This is a genomic window from Okeania sp. SIO2C9 (genome assembly GCF_010672455.1).
In the GTDB taxonomy this organism is placed as follows: domain Bacteria; phylum Cyanobacteriota; class Cyanobacteriia; order Cyanobacteriales; family Microcoleaceae; genus Okeania.
The window spans coordinates 82596-99802 of sequence record NZ_JAAHGO010000031.1 but is presented as its reverse complement, the minus strand read 5'-3'; the positions used below and the strand labels follow the sequence as shown (position 1 = coordinate 99802).

The window sequence follows — 17207 nt, the reverse complement described above, 5'->3', positions numbered from 1 at the left end:
GGATGTGATGATTTTGTCAGAAAACCATTTCGAGAATCAATAATTTTTGAGACAATGAAAAAGCATTTAGGAGTGGAATATATTTACGAACAAGAAACTCCAGCTCCAACTGCCAGTGAATTGCCAAATTTAACAGTAGAAGATTTGGAAAAAATGCCTAGTGAATGGTTAGAAAAACTGTATGATGGAGTTAAAGCTTTAGATGATGATACAGTCTTAGAATTAATAGAACAAATTCCGGTTGCACAATCTTTATTAGCGGAAAAGTTAAGTAATTTAGTCAATGATTTTCAATTTAAGACTATCAGACAACTAATTGAATCCATTTCTGAAAAAAAATAATTTCTAATAATCCTATTGCTGATGAAGAATAAATTTTTCAAAATACTTTGTCTCATTATATTGTTTAGCTTATGTTTATTGATTTCTGCATCTAAAATTTATGCTCAAAATAATCAGAACTTAAAGCATATCAATAATCCTGTTATTTTAACCGATGAAAATACCAAATATCCTTTAGGATTACATTTAGAAATATTTGAAGATCAAACTAGGGAATTAACTATTGAAGATGTTGTCAATCAAGAATTTACTCCTAGTAATCAAAATATCCCAAATTTAGGTGTAAAAACATCAGCAATCTGGGTTCGCTTTCGAGTTAAGAATCAAGCAAGTTTGACACAAAAATGGATATTAAGTTTAAACGATGCTCGTGTAGGTACAGTAGATTTTTATTATTCTCAAAGAAACAAAAAAGAATTTAAGATAATTAAAACAGGTAGATTTTTACCTTTTAAGACTAGAGAATTTAACCATCGTTTTTTTATCTTTAGTTTGCCTTTTACTGAAGATAATGAAAAAACTATTTATCTACGTTTAACTTCAAAAGCTGGTTTAGCTATTCCTTTAAATATTTATTCTCTAGAAACATTTTTCCAGGAAGATCAAAATAATATTTTATTTTTAGGAATAGGTTATGGAGCTATTTTAATAATGATTGGTTATAACTTATTTTTATTTATTTCTTTAAAAGACAAAAGTTATCTAGATTTTGTCTTGTTTCTTGCAGGTTATTTATGGTTTAAATTGTGTCTAGAGGGAATAGGACATCAATTCTTGTGGAATAATTTTCCTAACTATTATGAGATTCAAGTATTGGGATCATTATTACTTTTGTTTTTCTGGATAAAATTCACCCAATCTTTCTTAAAAACTAAAAAATATGTTCCTCAAATGGATAGATTTTTATTTATTATATCTTTATTTATAGTTATGACAATTATTATATCTACACCAACAAAATGGATTGGTTTTATGCTAAATTTTCATTCTATATTTATTCGTGTAATAGTATTAATAACTGCTTTGATAAGATGGAGACAAGGATATAAGCCAACTAAATATTTTTTATTAGCTATTTTTGTCCCTACTGTAGTAGAAATTCTTATTGGTTTTAGTATTTTGGGTTTTATACCTTATAATATCCATCTAAGTAAACTTTGGGATGTAAATTTTAATTTATTGGTATTATTATTTTCCTTTGCTTTAGCAGATAGAATTAATCTGATTCAAGATGAAAGAGAAAAAGCACAAAATCAAGCCTTGAAAAATGCCGAACTTAATCAAAAATTAATTCAAGAACAAAATATTGTTTTAGAAAAAAAAGTTGTAGAAAGAACAGAACAATTATCCATTGCCAAAGAAAAAGCGGAAGTAGCAAATCAAGCAAAAAGCAGTTTTATCGCCAATATGAGCCATGAATTACGCACTCCATTAAATGCCATTTTAGGCTTTTCGCAAATTATGATGCGTTCTCCAACCTTATCTCCAGAAGAAAAAGAAAATACAGCAATTATTAATAAAAGTGGCAACTATTTATTAACCTTGATTAATAATATTTTAGACTTATCTAAAATTGAAGCAGGGAAAATGACCCTCAATGCTAAAACCTTTGACTTTTATTCTTTTTTAAACGAACTGGAAGACTTATTACATATAACCGCAGAAAATAAAGGCTTAACATTAATATTTGACCATCAGAATGATGTACCTCAATATATCTATACCGATGAAACAAAACTCAGGCAAGTATTAATTAACTTAATTAATAATGGAATTAAATTTACATCTGAAGGAGGTGTGAGTGTCACAGTTGCTACTCAAAAAGAATCCCCTCTTAATTCCCCCTTAGCAAGAGGGGAAAGTTCTGGAAAAAATCCGTCATTTGAAAGGGGGAAAAGTCATCAAAAAGCAACTCTTATTTTTGAAGTCAGAGATACAGGAGCAGGAATAGCTGAAGATGAAACTCCTAAATTATTTGAAGCATTCACTCAAACAGAAACAGGTAAAAATAGTCAAGAAGGTACAGGATTAGGATTACCAATTAGTCGTAAATTTGTGCAGTTAATGGGAGGAGATATTACCGTTAACTCTCAAGTAGGCAAAGGTACAACCTTTAGATTTCAAATTCAAGTAAATGTTGCCAATAAAACAGATATAGAAATTGAACAAAACCCACGTCATGTCATAGCTTTAAAACCCCATCAACCTCGTTATAAAATATTAATAGTAGATGACCGCCCTACTAATCGTTTATTATTAATTAAGCTACTACAACCATTAGGATTTGAATTAAAAGAAGCAGAAAATGGAAAACAAGGAATAGAAATCTGGGAGAAATGGCAACCTCATTTAATTTGGATGGATATGAGAATGCCAGTAATGGATGGTTACGAAGCAACCCAAATAATCAAAGGCACAACCAAAGGAAATGCCACAGCAATAATTGCCTTAACAGCAAGTGTATTAGAAGAACAAAAAGCAATTATATTATCAGCAGGATGTGATGATTTTGTCAGAAAACCATTTCGAGAATCAATAATTTTTGAGACAATGAAAAAGCATTTAGGAGTGGAATATATTTACGAACAAGAAACTCCAGCTCCAACTGCCAGTGAATTGCCAAGTTTAACAGTAGAAGATTTGCAGGTAATGCCGAGTGAATGGTTAGAAGAACTGTATGATGCAACGAAAGCTTTAGATGACGATAGTATCTTAGAATTAATAGAAAAAATTCCGGTTGAACAATCTTTATTAGCGGAAAAATTAAGTAATTTAGTGGATGATTTTCAATTTAAGACTATTAGAAAATTATTAGAATATTTTTTATAAATTTTTGGCAAAATGAAATAAATTAACAAATTGAATTAAACTAATCTCGAACATTAATTATCTGTTTTATGAGAATTAATTTTTTCACCACCATTATTAATAAATTACCTTTACGAATAGTTTTGATTGTGCCATTCGTGTTTCAAATTTTCGGAACAGTAGGTTTGGTAGGTTATTTATCCTTTAAAAACGGACAAAAAGCTGTTAATAATTTAGCCAATCAATTAATAGCAGAAACAACAGATCGCATTGAAGAAAATTTAGATAATTATTTAACTATTCCTGAAAATATTAATTATAGTAACGCCGCAGCTGTAAAACTAGGTATTTTAAATCCAGATAATTTAGACCAGATTCAGCAATTTTTTTGGCAACAAATACAAATTTTTTCCCAAGCTAGTGATGTAATGATTACTACTGAAAATAAAGATTTTTTAGCAATTGCGCGTAGTAATGATAATTTAATTTTACGTATTTATAGCAAATCAACGGCAGGTATTCAGTATAACTATTTACTGGACGAAGAAGGGCAAAAAGTTAAAGTGATTGCGAGTCATACTTACGATCCTCACAACGATCCACAAGGAAATCCTTGGTACTTAGCTACTAAAAAAGCAGGTAAATCAATTTGGAAATCTGTAGTTTCAGTATCCGAAGGCCATAACAATCCCATAGTTATGTTAGCTAATTTAATGCCTTTTTACGATCGAGAAAATAACTTTGGTGGTGTAGTAGGTTCCACATTTTATCTTTCACAAATGGGTGATTTTTTAGAAGCCTTAGATATTGGCAAAACAGGAGAAGCTTATATTATAGATTCTCAGGGTTTTCTAATTGCAACTTCTACGGGAGAAACTCCTTTTCATAAACAAGTTAAATCCGATAAGATTCAAAATATCGACCCCAAAAAACGCAGAAAAAAAGCTCTAAATAGTGAAAACCTACTTACCAAAAATTCTGCTAAATTTATTCAAAATCAGTTTGCCGACTTCAAAAAAATTACCAATTATGAAAAGCTGATTTTTAGGCTTAATAACCAACGTTACTTTTTGCAAATTAAACCAATTCAATCTGAAAGAGAATTAAATTGGTTGGTAGTAATTGCTATTCCTGAATCAGATTTTATGGCAGAAATTAATGTGAATAATAGAAATACTATTTTACTATCAATCCTAACATTATTAATTGCTATTGTTTTAGGAATAATTACAGCTCGTTGGATTACACAACCGATATTAAAATTAAACCAAGCAGCAAAAAGTATGGGTCAAGGACAATGGCATCAACAGACAAAACTACAGAGCGATCGCTGTGATGAAGTAGGAGAGTTAGCTCAGTCTTTCAAACGTATGGCAACAGAATTACAAGCTTCCTTTGAAACCTTAGAACAACGAGTGGAAGAGCGAACAATTGAACTGATTGAGTCGAATCAACAATTAGTTGTTGCGAAACAAAAAGCGGAAGTTGCAAATCAAGCAAAAAGCAGTTTTATTGCTAATATGAGTCACGAACTACGCACTCCTTTAAATGCCATTTTAGGCTTTTCTCAAATTATGATGCGTTCTCAAACTTTATCTCCAGAAGAGAAAGAAAATACAACTATTATTAATAAAAGTGGCAACTACTTATTAACCTTAATTAACAATATTTTAGACCTATCTAAAATTGAAGCCGGAAAAATGACCCTCAATGCTAAAACCTTTGACTTTTATTCATTATTGAACGAACTGGAAGACTTATTACATATAACCGCAGAAAATAAAGGATTAGCATTAATATTTGACCATCAAGATGATGTACCTCGATATATCTATACTGACGAAACAAAACTCAGGCAAGTATTAATTAATTTAATCAATAACGGTATTAAATTTACATCTCAAGGAGGAGTAAGTGTCACAGTTGCCAGTAAAATTTTGCCAGAAAATGGAGGGAAAAAAGCTGCTAATGCCACTATTGTTTTTGAAGTGAGAGATACAGGATCAGGAATAGCTGAAGATGAAATGAGTAAATTATTTGAAGCATTTGCTCAAACTGAAACAGGTAAAAATAGTCAAGAAGGAACAGGATTAGGCTTACCCATTAGTCGTAAATTTGTCAACTTAATGGGAGGAGATATTACTGTTAAAAGTAAAGTGGGAATAGGTACAACTTTTCGATTTGATATCCAAGTTGATCTGGTCAATCAAGAAGATATAGAAACTCAAGAACATCCTCATCATGTTATTGCTTTAAAACCCAATCAACCCCGTTATAAAATCTTAATAGTGGATGACCGCCCCACAAATCGGTTATTATTAATTAAATTATTACAACCATTAGGATTTGAATTAAAAGAAGCAGAAAATGGAAAACAAGCAATAGAAATTTGGTCCGAATGGCAACCTCATTTAATTTGGATGGATATGAGAATGCCAGTAATGGATGGTTACGAAGCAACTCAAATAATTAAAGGCACAACCAAAGGAAATGCCACAGCAATAATTGCCTTAACAGCAAGTGTATTAGAAGAACAGAAAGCAATTATTTTATCAGCAGGATGTGATGATTTTGTCAGAAAACCCTTCCGAGAATCAATTATTTTTGAGACAATGAAAAAGCATTTAGGAGTGGAATATATTTACGAACAAGAAACTCCAGCTCAAACTCCCAGTGAATTAGCAAGTTTAACAGCAGAAGATTTGCAGGCAATGCCTACAGAATGGTTAGAAGAACTGTATGATGCAACCAAAGCTTTAGATGACGATCTAAGCTTAGAATTAATAGAACAAATTCCGGTTGAACAATCTTTATTAGCTGAAAAATTAACTAATTTAGTCAATGATTTTCAATTTAAGACTATTAGACAATTAATTGAATCTCTGTAAACATCCAGCTATTAGCGGTCAGCTCTTCCTACAGAATGCTGCGCAAACAGCTTTTTAATAAATGAAGCAAGCATTTACTTAACTTCTACGACATTTTTAAACAAAGAATTGAAGCACAAGAACAGCAAGCTTAAATTGTCCACTAAAATTAATAAAGCTGATAGCTGAATGCTGAATGCTGAATGCTGAATACTTACGAATCTCTTAAATCAGGATAAAACATAAAAATATGAATAATATATCAGAAAAAAAATCAGAAGGAACTATTTTAATCGTTGACGATCAACTTTCTAATTTGAAAATTTTAGCTACTCTTTTAAAAGATAATAATTATAAGGTAAAAAAAGCCATTGATGGAGAGAGTGCATTAATTTCTATAGAAACGGACAGTCCCGACCTAATTTTACTAGATATAAAAATGCCCGATATGAATGGCTATGAAGTTTGTGAACGTTTAAAAAATAATCCTAAAACTAAGGATCTTCCAGTGATTTTTATTAGCGCTTTAAATGAAGTTTTTGATAAAGTAAAAGCATTTGAAGTAGGGGGAATAGACTATATTACTAAGCCTTTTCAAGAAGAAGAAGTTTTAGCAAGAGTCAAAAGTCAGTTAACCATTCAAAAACAAAAAAAACTATTAGAAAAAGAAAGAGAAACTCTGAAACAAGAAATTAAACAACGCCAAGAAGCAGAAGCTATTTTATATCAATCTAGGGCATTGATTTCTGGTATTTTAAATTCTTCTCTTGATGGTATTGCAGCGATGGAAGCATTAAGAGACCGGAGAACAGGAAATATTATTGATTTTTCTTGTTTAGTTGTTAATCCAGTTATTGCTAGAGCTTTTAATCAAGAACCACAAGATTTAATTGGTAAATTAGTGCTGAAAAAGTTTTTACATAGAATTCATTATGATTTATTTACAGATTTAGTTAATGTGGTAGAAACTGGAAAATCTTTAGAGCAGGATATTTATTATAATGACCAAGAAGAAGGAAAATGGTATCATTTCATCGCCGTTAAATTAGGGGATGGTTTTGCTATTACAGTCAGAGATATTACAGAAAGGAAAAACTTAGAATTAACCCTTGAAGAAACCAATAAAGAATTAGAAACTTTTAGTTATAGTATAGCTCATGATTTCCGCAATCAATTAGAAACTATTGAGTCATTAACTCATTTTCTCAAAGAAGAATATGAAGATGATAATTCTACTACTAAAAATGCTCAAGATTATTTTGAATTGATGTTTCAATCAACTGCTCGGACGCAGCAGATTATTAAAGATTTACTCATGTTGTCAAAGATCAAAAAAAGTCCAATAACTCTTGAATTAGTGCATTTAAGTAATATAGTTCAAGAAATACTAATGAAACTTCAAATAAAAGAACCACAAAGAAAAGTTGAATTATTAATTCAGCCCAATGTTACAGCTCCAGCAGATCAAATATTTTTAACAATGGCTTTAGAGCATTTAATTGGTAATGCTTGGAAATATTCATCGAAAAAAGATGTTACTCATATTGAATTTGGGGTTTTATCCGCAGAAAAAACAAAATTAGATTCAATAATTAATCAATGCTCTTTATATTACAAAGACAAAAACTTATGTGTACAAAAATCAGATATAATTTATTTTATTAAAGATAATGGGGCTGGTTTTAATCTGGAAATCTTCAAAGAATTATTTACTCCTTTTAAGCGATTCCATTCAGATGATGAGTTTGAAGGAACTGGTATTGGTTTGTCAATTGTGAAAAGAATTATTAATTGTCACCAAGGTTTAATTTGGTGTACTTCTCAAGTGGAACAAGGCACAACTTTTTATTTTACTCTTAATAGCAGTAGAAAAATTTAAGCAGTCAGGAGTCAGGAGTCAGGAGTCAGGAGTCAGGAGGGAAGAAAGAAGAAGAAGGAAGAGGAGAAAGTGTTTTGTTTGCTGGCGCAAAACTGCGTTAACGCGGAGCGGAACGGATGTGCGTGAAGATCATTTTCAATTTCTATTGCTATAATAAAAGAAGAAAAAAACTCTACAAACTGCTCTGATATAGATTGAAATCTAGGAGGGCCATTATGATTGAAATCACTTCCAATCAACAGGATAACGTTCTTGCCTTTACTGCTCATGGTCGAGTCACTGGAGAGGACTACGAATCTGTTTTGATTCCCGCTATAGAGGCTAAGTTAAAAGAAAAACCCAAAATCCGCTTGCTTTATAATTTCGGCAGTGATTTTTCAGGGTTTGAAGCTAAAGCTTTATGGGATGATGCAAAAGTAGGTCTTCAACACCCAACTGCTTGGGAAAAAATTGCAGTTGTGTCCGATAATAAATGGGTTGTCGGAGCAACAAAAGTGTTTAGATTTATTATTCCTTGCCCTGTAAAAGTATTCGACACTCATCAATTAGTGGGAGCCACTGAATGGATTAATTCGTAGGTTGAACAAGTAGTAATTGGTATAGCAGAAAGAAGAAGGAACGACTCAGGGAGCGAAGTTAGAAAAATCTTGCGTTGTCGGAGTTTTAAGCTTTTGATATATCTGCGCCCTTTTCTTCTACTGCTATATATTTTTATATTCAACTTCTTGGGATTTGCTCAACTTAATCTTTATTTATGATTATTGGGTTGCGAGATACGCTTAACCCAAACTGGTAGCGCGTCTAGCTTTATAGATGTGGGAGAGGTCAGATTAAGGGAGCGATCGCTCTATTCCCTATCCCATTATTCCAACCAATTCAACAAATCCTCCAAACTACTAATATCAAATCCGGTAGCATCGGTGTAATTAGATGGGGAGATGGGGGGATGGGGGGATGGGGAGATGGGGAGATGGGGAGATGGGGAGATGGGAGGATGGGGGGATGGAGAAATATTTGGTAATCGTTGAAGATGGAACATTTTTTTATACCGAATTAAACGGATTTGATATAAAACTTAAAGTTGCTCCTCCTAAATCTTCTAACTCTTTGGGGAACTTCGGTAATTCTACAAATATCATTGCTACTTCTTCGTCTCTATAGTCAAATAATTGTTCTTTCTCTTTAAACACAAAATGACTAATATCATGTCCGGTAGCATCGGTCTTGTATAGTAAATAGGCAACAGGCAACAGCTCCGGAAGGCAACAGGCAACAGGCAAGAAAAAACTTAAATTTCCTGCAAATATCCACGCCAACTTTTACACAAATGATTGCCTTCGGACATGATATAATATATTTGGCGGTTTCTTCAAACATCTCAAAATCTTTAATCTTTAAAGCAATTACTGGTTTTAATTTCCGATATCCTTCCCCAGTTTTTAATTGATTGCCATAAGTTTTACACAAATTATAAAAAAGCCGGAACACTCAATACCTGCATTTCAATAATCACATTGGAGCCGTCATTTAAGATAGCTTTCACATCTAGATAACTATCTTTCAAACTAATCGTATCTCCTGGATTATATGGGTCAATTATTTCCCAATCTTGAATCATAGATTCACCACAATATATTAGAGCATTCAAGAAACTAATCAAAATATCTTTACCCTCAGTTGAGCCAAATATTTTTTTGAAAGCAAAATCTGTTTTAGGACTAATAAATCTCATGGTTTTACTCTATTGATAAACTCCAGTTATGGGAATTTAAACCCAAGCTTTTAGAGCGCTGAAAGCTGTTTGCAGAGCATTCCGGTACGGAAAATGCTGATAGCTAGTTAATTATTAATTGTTGAACCACAATTAATCTATTCTGATTCCTGAACTACTTAATACTTTTTTTCTCACTTCTAGTCCGCAAAAATTCTCCGACAATTGCAATCGATCCTGAGCCTAAAATTAAAATTACACTCAGGGCATTAATATCAGGTTTTACCCCTGTACGAATCCTACTAAAAATTTCCATTGGCAAAGTAGTTGCCCCACTTCCTGAAGTAAAACTAGCAATTAAAAAATCATCCATACTTAATACAAAAGCTAGCAAACATCCAGATATAATTCCTGGTATTAATTGAGGTAATAATACTTGTAAAAAAGCTTCTACTGGAGTTGCTCCCAAGTCCAGAGCAGCTTCCTCTAAATTAGGGTCTAAATCTGCTAATCTTGTAGAAACCACTAAACCCACATAAGCTAGACAAAAAACAATATGAGCTGCAATAATTGTCCATAAACTTAATCTAATTGCCAATGCTGCTAAAAAGACTAGAGTCGCAACAGCGATCGCTATATCAGGAATAATTAATGGTAAATAAGAAACACCTAAATATAAAGATTTGCCTCGAAATTTATATTTTGCTAAACCTACTGCCATTAAAGTACCAATAACTGCTGAAACAGCCACAGCACAAATAGCTACAGTTAAACTATTTTGTAAAGCATTTAAAACCCTAGTATCTTGAAAAAGCTTGACATACCATTGCAGGGTAAAACCTTCCCATCCTGCACTATATTTAGATTTATTGAAACTATAAAAAGTCAAGACAAAAATTGGCAAGTACATAAACAAGAACATTAAAATTGTAAATATTACCTGCCAAGAAATCTGAAATTTTGATTTAGATTTAGACATATCTATTGGGATATTATCTTCTGGATTTATCAAAGTATTTGTCATTTCAGTTATCAGTTATCAGTTATCAGTTATCAGTACCTCTACCTGTTTGCACAGCATGACCTAGGAAAGTCAGAGGCTTGAAATAATCGACCAAGAGAAGAAAAATTTTTCATGATTAGTCAATCCTATCCGTTTCCAAGGAGAGGTAATAATTAATAATTAATAATTAATAATTAATAATTAATAATTAATTGTTGAATCCTACCTCCTCCCTCATTCCCCGTTCCTCCTCCCTCCTGTCTTCCCCTCCTGGGAGGGGGAGGGGCGAGGGGTGGGTTGTCTTCTGTCTCCTGTTTCCTGTCTCCTGTCTCCTGTCTCCTGTCTCCTGTCTCCTGTCTCCTGTCTCCTGTCTCCTGTCTCCTGCCTCCTGTCTCCTCCCCTTACCAAAAGACTTTTTCAGCAAACCCTACTTAGAGGGTTTACCATCGCCAAATTTTAGTAAAAGAGCGATCGCTATACTTACTCCAAAAATCATAACCATACTCAAAGCAGAGCCAAACCCCCAATTTTGAGTAGCTCCTAAAAATTGATTATAAATTAATCGAGCAGCCGTCATACTAGAAGCACCACCCAATAATTCAGGGTCAACAAAATCTCCTAAAGAACTAATAAAAACTAATAAAGAACCTGCAGCAATACCAGGTAAACTTTGAGGAACAGTCACTTTCCAAAAAGTTTGTATAGGGGTTGCTCCTAAATCTGCCGATGCTTCTAATAATCTCCGGTCTAACTTTTCTAAAGAAGCATAAAGAATAGTCACAATATAAGGTAAATAACTATAGCTCATACCAATAAAAACAGCCGGAGTTCGATTCAATACTTCTAAAGGTGGTAATCCAATAATTCCAATAATTGAGTTTAATACGCCAGTGGGTCGTAAAATTGTAATCCAAGCATAAGAACGTAATAAAGATGAAGTCCAAAGTGGCAAGATAAAACCTAATAAAAGTAAATTTCGCCACCGTTTGGGTGACATTAAAGCAATCCAATAGGCTACGGGAAATCCTAACAATAAACATAAAATTGTTGTACCTGTAGCAAAATAGATTGAACGCCAAATTACTTTTAAATTAATCAGGTCAAATACTCGTAAATAGTTGCCAATACCATCAGGATTTACTAAATCTCCAGGTCGAATATTTTCTACTAAACTCAATTGGAAAATGACTAAAGTCGGCAACACTAATATCAACAGTAACCATAAACCTGCCGGACCTAATAAAACTAAAGGACCCAACAATTTAGAAAATGTTTGACTTATACCATGTTTGGACTGAGAATTAGGGAAAGCTGGAGCAGATGATTTAGTAGGTGTAGTCATTTCAGTTATCAGTTATCAGTTATCAGTTATCAGCTCAAGTCAAAACTATTGACTGTATAAGGGTTTCAATTTTATCAATGCCCTAACATTTTTTTGTAGCACTATAAGCACTATAGAAGTTAGAAAATTTATCAACTATTGGGTTCTATATTTTTAGGAACAAGGAATTTGATTAACCTTATACTTAGGCTTTAATAACTAAAAAAAGTTCGTAGAATCATCCCACCGAGAAACTTAGGAATTTTTCTTCTTCCTTCTTCCCTCTTCCTTCTTCCTTCTTCCTTCTTTCAATTATCCACTTCTTAATTTCGTCCAGTATTCATCATAAACTTCTTCATATTCACCCAGTGGAGCTAAACTTTCACACTTTTCAATAATTGACTCTGGGGGAAACAAAGTAGGATCTTCTTTTAGTTCTTCTGGTAATCTTTGATAAGCTACACGAGAAGGTGTCGCAAAACTGAGTCTCTCCACAATTTCAGCAGCTATATCTGGCTGTAACATAAAATTAATCCACTGATAGGCACCATCAGGGTTAGGAGCATTTTTGGGAATTACTAATGTATCTGTCCACAGGGAGGAACCACTGCGGGGAGTAATATATTCTAAGTCTTCATTTTCTGGTTTAATTTCTGCAGCATCGGAAGAATAACACATGGCAATCAACAAATCTTCTACCAAAATTTGAGACCGCCAACCATCTGTAGTAAAAGAAGCGATCGCTGGTCTAAGTATGAGTAACTCTTGGTAAGCTTCCCTGATACTTTCAACATTGGTAGAGTTGTAGGAATATCCCAGTTTCCGCAAAGCAGACCCCATGACCTCGCGCACGTCATTAACTAGGGTCAGGCGCTTCGATATTACATCTTGATTTTCCCAGAGATACTCCCAGTCTGTGGGTGCAGTGGGTAACAGTTTGCTATTGTAAATTAAACCAGTAGTACCCCAACTTATGGGTACACTATAGACATTACCACGGTCATATATAGGGTCTTGAAATTGAGGGAACAGATCGTCTAAACCAAGAATTAGAGAATGGTCTAACTCTGTCAACAAACCCAGGGATTCCATTTTTTGCACCATATAATCAGATGGATAGATGATGCTATATGCTCCACCTCCCCCAGCTTGCACTCTAGCTAGCATCGACTCATTAGAGTCAAACACATCGGCAACTACTTTGATTCCTGTTTCATCGTAGAAGCGGTCTAGTAAATCTTGATCTGTATAACCTGCCCAAGTATAGATATAGAGTAAATCTGAATCTCCCTGCATTCGGGGGTTAGATTTTACTTCCGCTAATCTCCAACCACAACTAGAAAGAGCTGAAGCTGCGATAGTAGCTGCTGACGTTTTGAGAAATTGACGTCTAGAAGTGCGAGCATCTTGCTTGTCAACAGATGCAGCAATAACATTTCCCCGATATTTCTCGAAATTAGTTGGAGGCACTTTTAACAATTAATAATTAATAATTAATAATTAACAATTACCTCTCCTGGAAAAGAAGAGGATTGACGCAAAAGGGAAAATTTTTTCTTCTCTTGGTCTCATGGATATGGCTTAGACCGCTTTTTTATCCCTTAAAGGAGAGACTTTTTACCTTAATTATTCGGTAATTTTTCAATCAATAGTGAAAATTTAGTTTACGTTTTTGTTATCTTGTCTCGCTGAGAGCTAAACAATTTTGTTTTGCCCAATAAATATAGATAGGAGTATCTGCACTAGGCAAAGTTCCTTCTGTATTCGGTTGTCTGATCGTCATGCGATCGCCTGACAACAGATTTACATGATAATACACATGAGTCCCCATATACATTACATTCATCAACCTGCCTTCAAAACAATTTTCTGATACATCTGGGGAATAAAGACTTAGCTCTATTTTCTCTGGCCGCACGCTGACTACTACGGAAGCACCTGTATAAATCTCTCCATTTTTCTGTTCTTCACTAACTGTTGATTGTTGTACAACAATTTTAATACCACGATCTGTCTGAACTACTATATTTGAACGATCGATAAATTCAACTCTACCCTGAAATAAATTCGTCTCTCCAATAAAATCTGCGACAAAAGGACTTTCAGGCCGCTCGTAAATTTCTTGAGGAGAACCTATCTGTTCTATTCTACCTTCGTGCATCACGGCAATACGGTCAGACATACTCATAGCTTCTTCTTGGTCGTGAGTTACCATCACAAATGTTACGCCTAAATCTCGATGTAAGCTAGACAATTCCATTTGCATTTGTTTGCGTAGTTTCAAGTCTAGGGCACCAAGAGGTTCATCTAATAATAATACTGCTGGACGATTTACCAACGCCCTTGCTAAAGCTACCCTTTGTTGTTGCCCACCAGATATTTGATTGGGATAGCGATCGGCAAATTTTTCCATTTTCACTAACCGTAAAGCTTGTGCCACTTTTTCTTCCGTTTCAGTTTTTCCTACACGTTTAATTCGTAGTCCAAAGGCAATATTATCTTTGACACTGAGATGATTAAACAGAGCGTAGCTTTGGAAAACAGTATTTACAGGACGACGGTAAGGAGGAGTTTGATTCATGGATACTCCCCTAATCATTATTTCACCTGCTGATGGGGATTCAAATCCAGCAATTAAGCGTAATGTTGTAGTCTTACCACAACCAGAAGGGCCAAGAATACTAAAAAATTCTCCTTGACGGATATTCAGGTCCACACCTCGTACTGCTGTATGGCCTTCAAACACTTTGAATACTTTACGCAGTTCAACGTCGTTTTGGGTGTCGGTTATTGTTGTCCCTAGATTAAGTGCAGTTTGAGTCATGGTTGCTATGTCATAATTGGGGAATTTACTCTGGAAATTTGGGTCTTAATTAATTTAAGTGTAATGTTTTTCAATATTTTAGCAGTTCTGGCTATTGCGCTTCATCTATTATTTGGGTCAGGACTTACGCATAATCACTAAATATAGTAGGGGTTAACGGCCGTTAACCCCTACAAATTTTGAATTGTTCTGCTTTTTAGTTGTTTGTCTAGGGAATGAAAAATCTTATTTTTCATATTTTTAATCTCCTATTGCAAAAATCTCTTGGGCGGTTAATTTAAGCTCTGGAAATGTAGGATAAATAATTTTTTCATCTCCTCGAAATTGTTGTTCTTGATATTCTCCGTCAATTAACTGATAAATTGACAAAGTAGATTGTTTTGGGTTGCCTATATAACGTTTTCCTCCTAAGCTTAAATAATCAACTATCCAATATTATGGTATTTCTAAACCCTCGTAATCAATTAATTTATGACCATAATCATTACGGGAATTTGTACTCACAACTTCCATAATTAGCTTGACTGTTTTTCCTTGAGTAATTGTGGAAAGTTTTTTCCATAAAGATTCATTTTTTCAAGCAAGTTTATCCAAAACAATTACATCGGGATTATAACCAGATTTATCTGTATCTATCGGTTTAACAATTGCTTGTCTGGGAATAATATAAGGAAGTTCAATACATTCGATTTGTACTCCTATTTTAAAGGCGAGAAAAGTTGAATTTCAAAAACAACTCCATTGTTTAATTCATAACGACCATAACCATCTGGATACCCATCTGAACATTCGTCTAAGGTCATGAATTATGGGGTAGTTTCTACAATCATATTAATCTCTTTTCTATAATTTTATATTAGTTCTATTCTACGATATTAATTTAGCGTTAAAATTTAGCTCTCATTTCTAGTAAATTTATCGAATAATTAAGGTTTAAAGCCTATCATTTTAAGGAGAGACAAGAAAAAAATACTTTTAGCCAATCCTATTATTTTAAGGATAGTTAATTAATGGATAATGGATAATGGATAATGGATAATTACCTCTCCCTTTTAGGGAGAGGATTGACCAACGCCGAAAAAATTTATTCTCTTGGTCGATGGTCGGACAGCGCAGGTTTCGGAGCCATCCCATCCTACGGAATGCTTTCCTTACCGAAAAATTGTGGGTATGCGCCTCCCCTTTTAAGGGGATAATAAAAAAAAATTTTCATGAATTTGTCAATCCTCTTCTTTTCAAGGAGAGGTAATTATTCATTATTAATTATTAATTATTAATTATTCATTATTCATTATTCATTGTTGAAGGAATGCTATCGCAAACGCAAACGACCGCTTTTTTCCCCTTGAAAGGGGAGGCTTCAAGGCGTGAATTATTTAATTATTTAATTATTTAATTATTGATTCTTCGGTAATGATTAATTATTACAGCAGTTTTCGAGTTGATAAGGTACAAAATTTTATGTTTTTAGGGAACACCGGATCTGTGTTCTGGGAACAAGGAATGAATAAAAATTATAGATTAGTCTTAAACTTTACCTCACTATTCTGAAATTTGCTGCAATTGTTAATTATTGGATAATTCCACCTATCAATTTAGTTATTCTGTCAGTAAATAATCATCAGTAGGTGAAGGAGATTCCTGCGGTTTAGGAGATGATTTTTCTATTTGCACATCATCTTTGTTCTCAGTAGATTCTTCTAATTGTTCGGGAGATTTTTCAGATGATGGTTTAGCTGTTTCCGGTTCATCTTTTTTCTCGGTAGATTCTTCTGTTTCAGCAGATGATTCTTCCGATTTTTCTTGTTTTTCCCATTCTGCAACTGGTTTAGTTAAAACATTTTTGAAATTGACAGATAATAACAAAACAGACACCTCTTTTGGCGGTTCTCCTTCAGCTTCTACTTGAGAATATATAGAAGTACCATCAAAATCTGCTTTTCCTAAAAACAATCTTCTAGTTCGCTCATCTTGAAGTTTAATTTCTACAGTAATTTTTGGCTTTTCTAAACCATATTCAGATAACTGAGAAACAGGAGTATTAATAGAGCGATCGCTTTTTAATCCTGTTATTTGGTCTAACAAAAATTCTACTGTTAGTAGATCGGCTTCTTTTTCTACAGGTGCAGTTATTTTCCAAGTAGTTTCTTCAGCATTTTCATCCTTTGTTAAAGTTAATATTTCTGATTCTTGTTTGATAGTAATAGCCTGAATTTCCTCTGACTCAAAATCAAATACCTGTTTTTGTTGTTCTTGCACTTCAGCTTGTTGCTGCTTACCTCTAATTTCATAAAAATAAACAAACCCACCTAAAGCAAGTGCTGCTAATATTAATATTAAAGTTGTTTTTTTGATTTTCATAATTTTAGGAAGTAGTTTAACAATTAATAATTAATAATTACCTCTCCTTGAAAAGAAGAGGATTGACGCTTAAGGAAAATGTAAGCATTTC

The 17207-nt window shown here is 33.5% G+C and carries 11 protein-coding genes and 2 pseudogenes; 5 read left to right on the top strand and 8 right to left on the bottom strand.

Going from position 1 to position 17207, the window contains the following annotated elements:
• The 5 genes and pseudogenes from F6K23_RS22635 to F6K23_RS22615 form a co-directional block, all read left to right on the top strand.
• Positions 1-342, top strand: a pseudogene (locus tag F6K23_RS22635) (hybrid sensor histidine kinase/response regulator); the annotation flags it as partial.
• A gap of 78 nt (positions 343-420) precedes the next feature.
• Positions 421-3171, top strand: coding sequence for a hybrid sensor histidine kinase/response regulator (locus F6K23_RS22630; protein WP_293160024.1), 2751 nt, complete (start codon positions 421-423; stop codon positions 3169-3171).
• Between the two features lie 68 nt (positions 3172-3239).
• A complete protein-coding gene (locus F6K23_RS22625) occupies positions 3240-6038 on the top strand; it encodes an ATP-binding protein (RefSeq protein ID WP_293160023.1) in 2799 nt (932 codons plus the stop codon).
• A gap of 229 nt (positions 6039-6267) precedes the next feature.
• Positions 6268-7896 carry a response regulator gene (locus F6K23_RS22620; RefSeq protein WP_293160021.1) on the top strand — a complete coding sequence of 543 codons (1629 nt, stop codon included), beginning with the start codon at positions 6268-6270 and terminating at the stop codon, positions 7894-7896.
• Between the two features lie 215 nt (positions 7897-8111).
• Positions 8112-8474 (top strand): STAS/SEC14 domain-containing protein, encoded by a 363-nt coding sequence (locus tag F6K23_RS22615; protein WP_293160019.1) that lies wholly within the window; start codon positions 8112-8114, stop codon positions 8472-8474.
• A gap of 465 nt (positions 8475-8939) precedes the next feature.
• Here F6K23_RS22615 and F6K23_RS22610 read toward each other — a convergent pair whose 3' ends face one another.
• From F6K23_RS22610 to F6K23_RS22575, 8 genes and pseudogenes are all read right to left on the bottom strand, one after another.
• Positions 8940-9212, bottom strand: coding sequence for a hypothetical protein (locus F6K23_RS22610; protein WP_293160034.1), 273 nt, complete (start codon positions 9210-9212; stop codon positions 8940-8942).
• Positions 9213-9252: 40 nt separating this feature from the next.
• Positions 9253-9628, bottom strand: a pseudogene (locus F6K23_RS22605) (Rpn family recombination-promoting nuclease/putative transposase); the annotation flags it as partial.
• A 154-nt stretch (positions 9629-9782) separates the two neighbouring features.
• Positions 9783-10631, bottom strand: a complete 849-nt coding sequence (locus tag F6K23_RS22600; protein ID WP_293160017.1) for an ABC transporter permease — start codon at positions 10629-10631, stop codon at positions 9783-9785.
• A 406-nt stretch (positions 10632-11037) separates the two neighbouring features.
• Positions 11038-11952 (bottom strand): ABC transporter permease, encoded by a 915-nt coding sequence (locus tag F6K23_RS22595; protein ID WP_293160015.1) that lies wholly within the window; start codon positions 11950-11952, stop codon positions 11038-11040.
• Positions 11953-12243: 291 nt separating this feature from the next.
• Positions 12244-13362: a PotD/PotF family extracellular solute-binding protein gene (locus tag F6K23_RS22590; protein WP_293160032.1), complete on the bottom strand. Its 1119-nt coding sequence runs from the start codon at positions 13360-13362 to the stop codon at positions 12244-12246.
• Positions 13363-13606: 244 nt separating this feature from the next.
• Positions 13607-14755, bottom strand: a complete 1149-nt coding sequence (locus F6K23_RS22585) for an ABC transporter ATP-binding protein (protein WP_293160013.1) — start codon at positions 14753-14755, stop codon at positions 13607-13609.
• A gap of 240 nt (positions 14756-14995) precedes the next feature.
• Positions 14996-15124 (bottom strand): hypothetical protein, encoded by a 129-nt coding sequence (locus F6K23_RS42010; RefSeq protein WP_367267778.1) that lies wholly within the window; start codon positions 15122-15124, stop codon positions 14996-14998.
• A 1230-nt stretch (positions 15125-16354) separates the two neighbouring features.
• Complete coding sequence (locus F6K23_RS22575; protein WP_293160011.1) at positions 16355-17116, bottom strand: DUF4340 domain-containing protein; 762 nt, start codon at positions 17114-17116, stop codon at positions 16355-16357.
• Positions 17117-17207 lie beyond the last annotated feature (91 nt).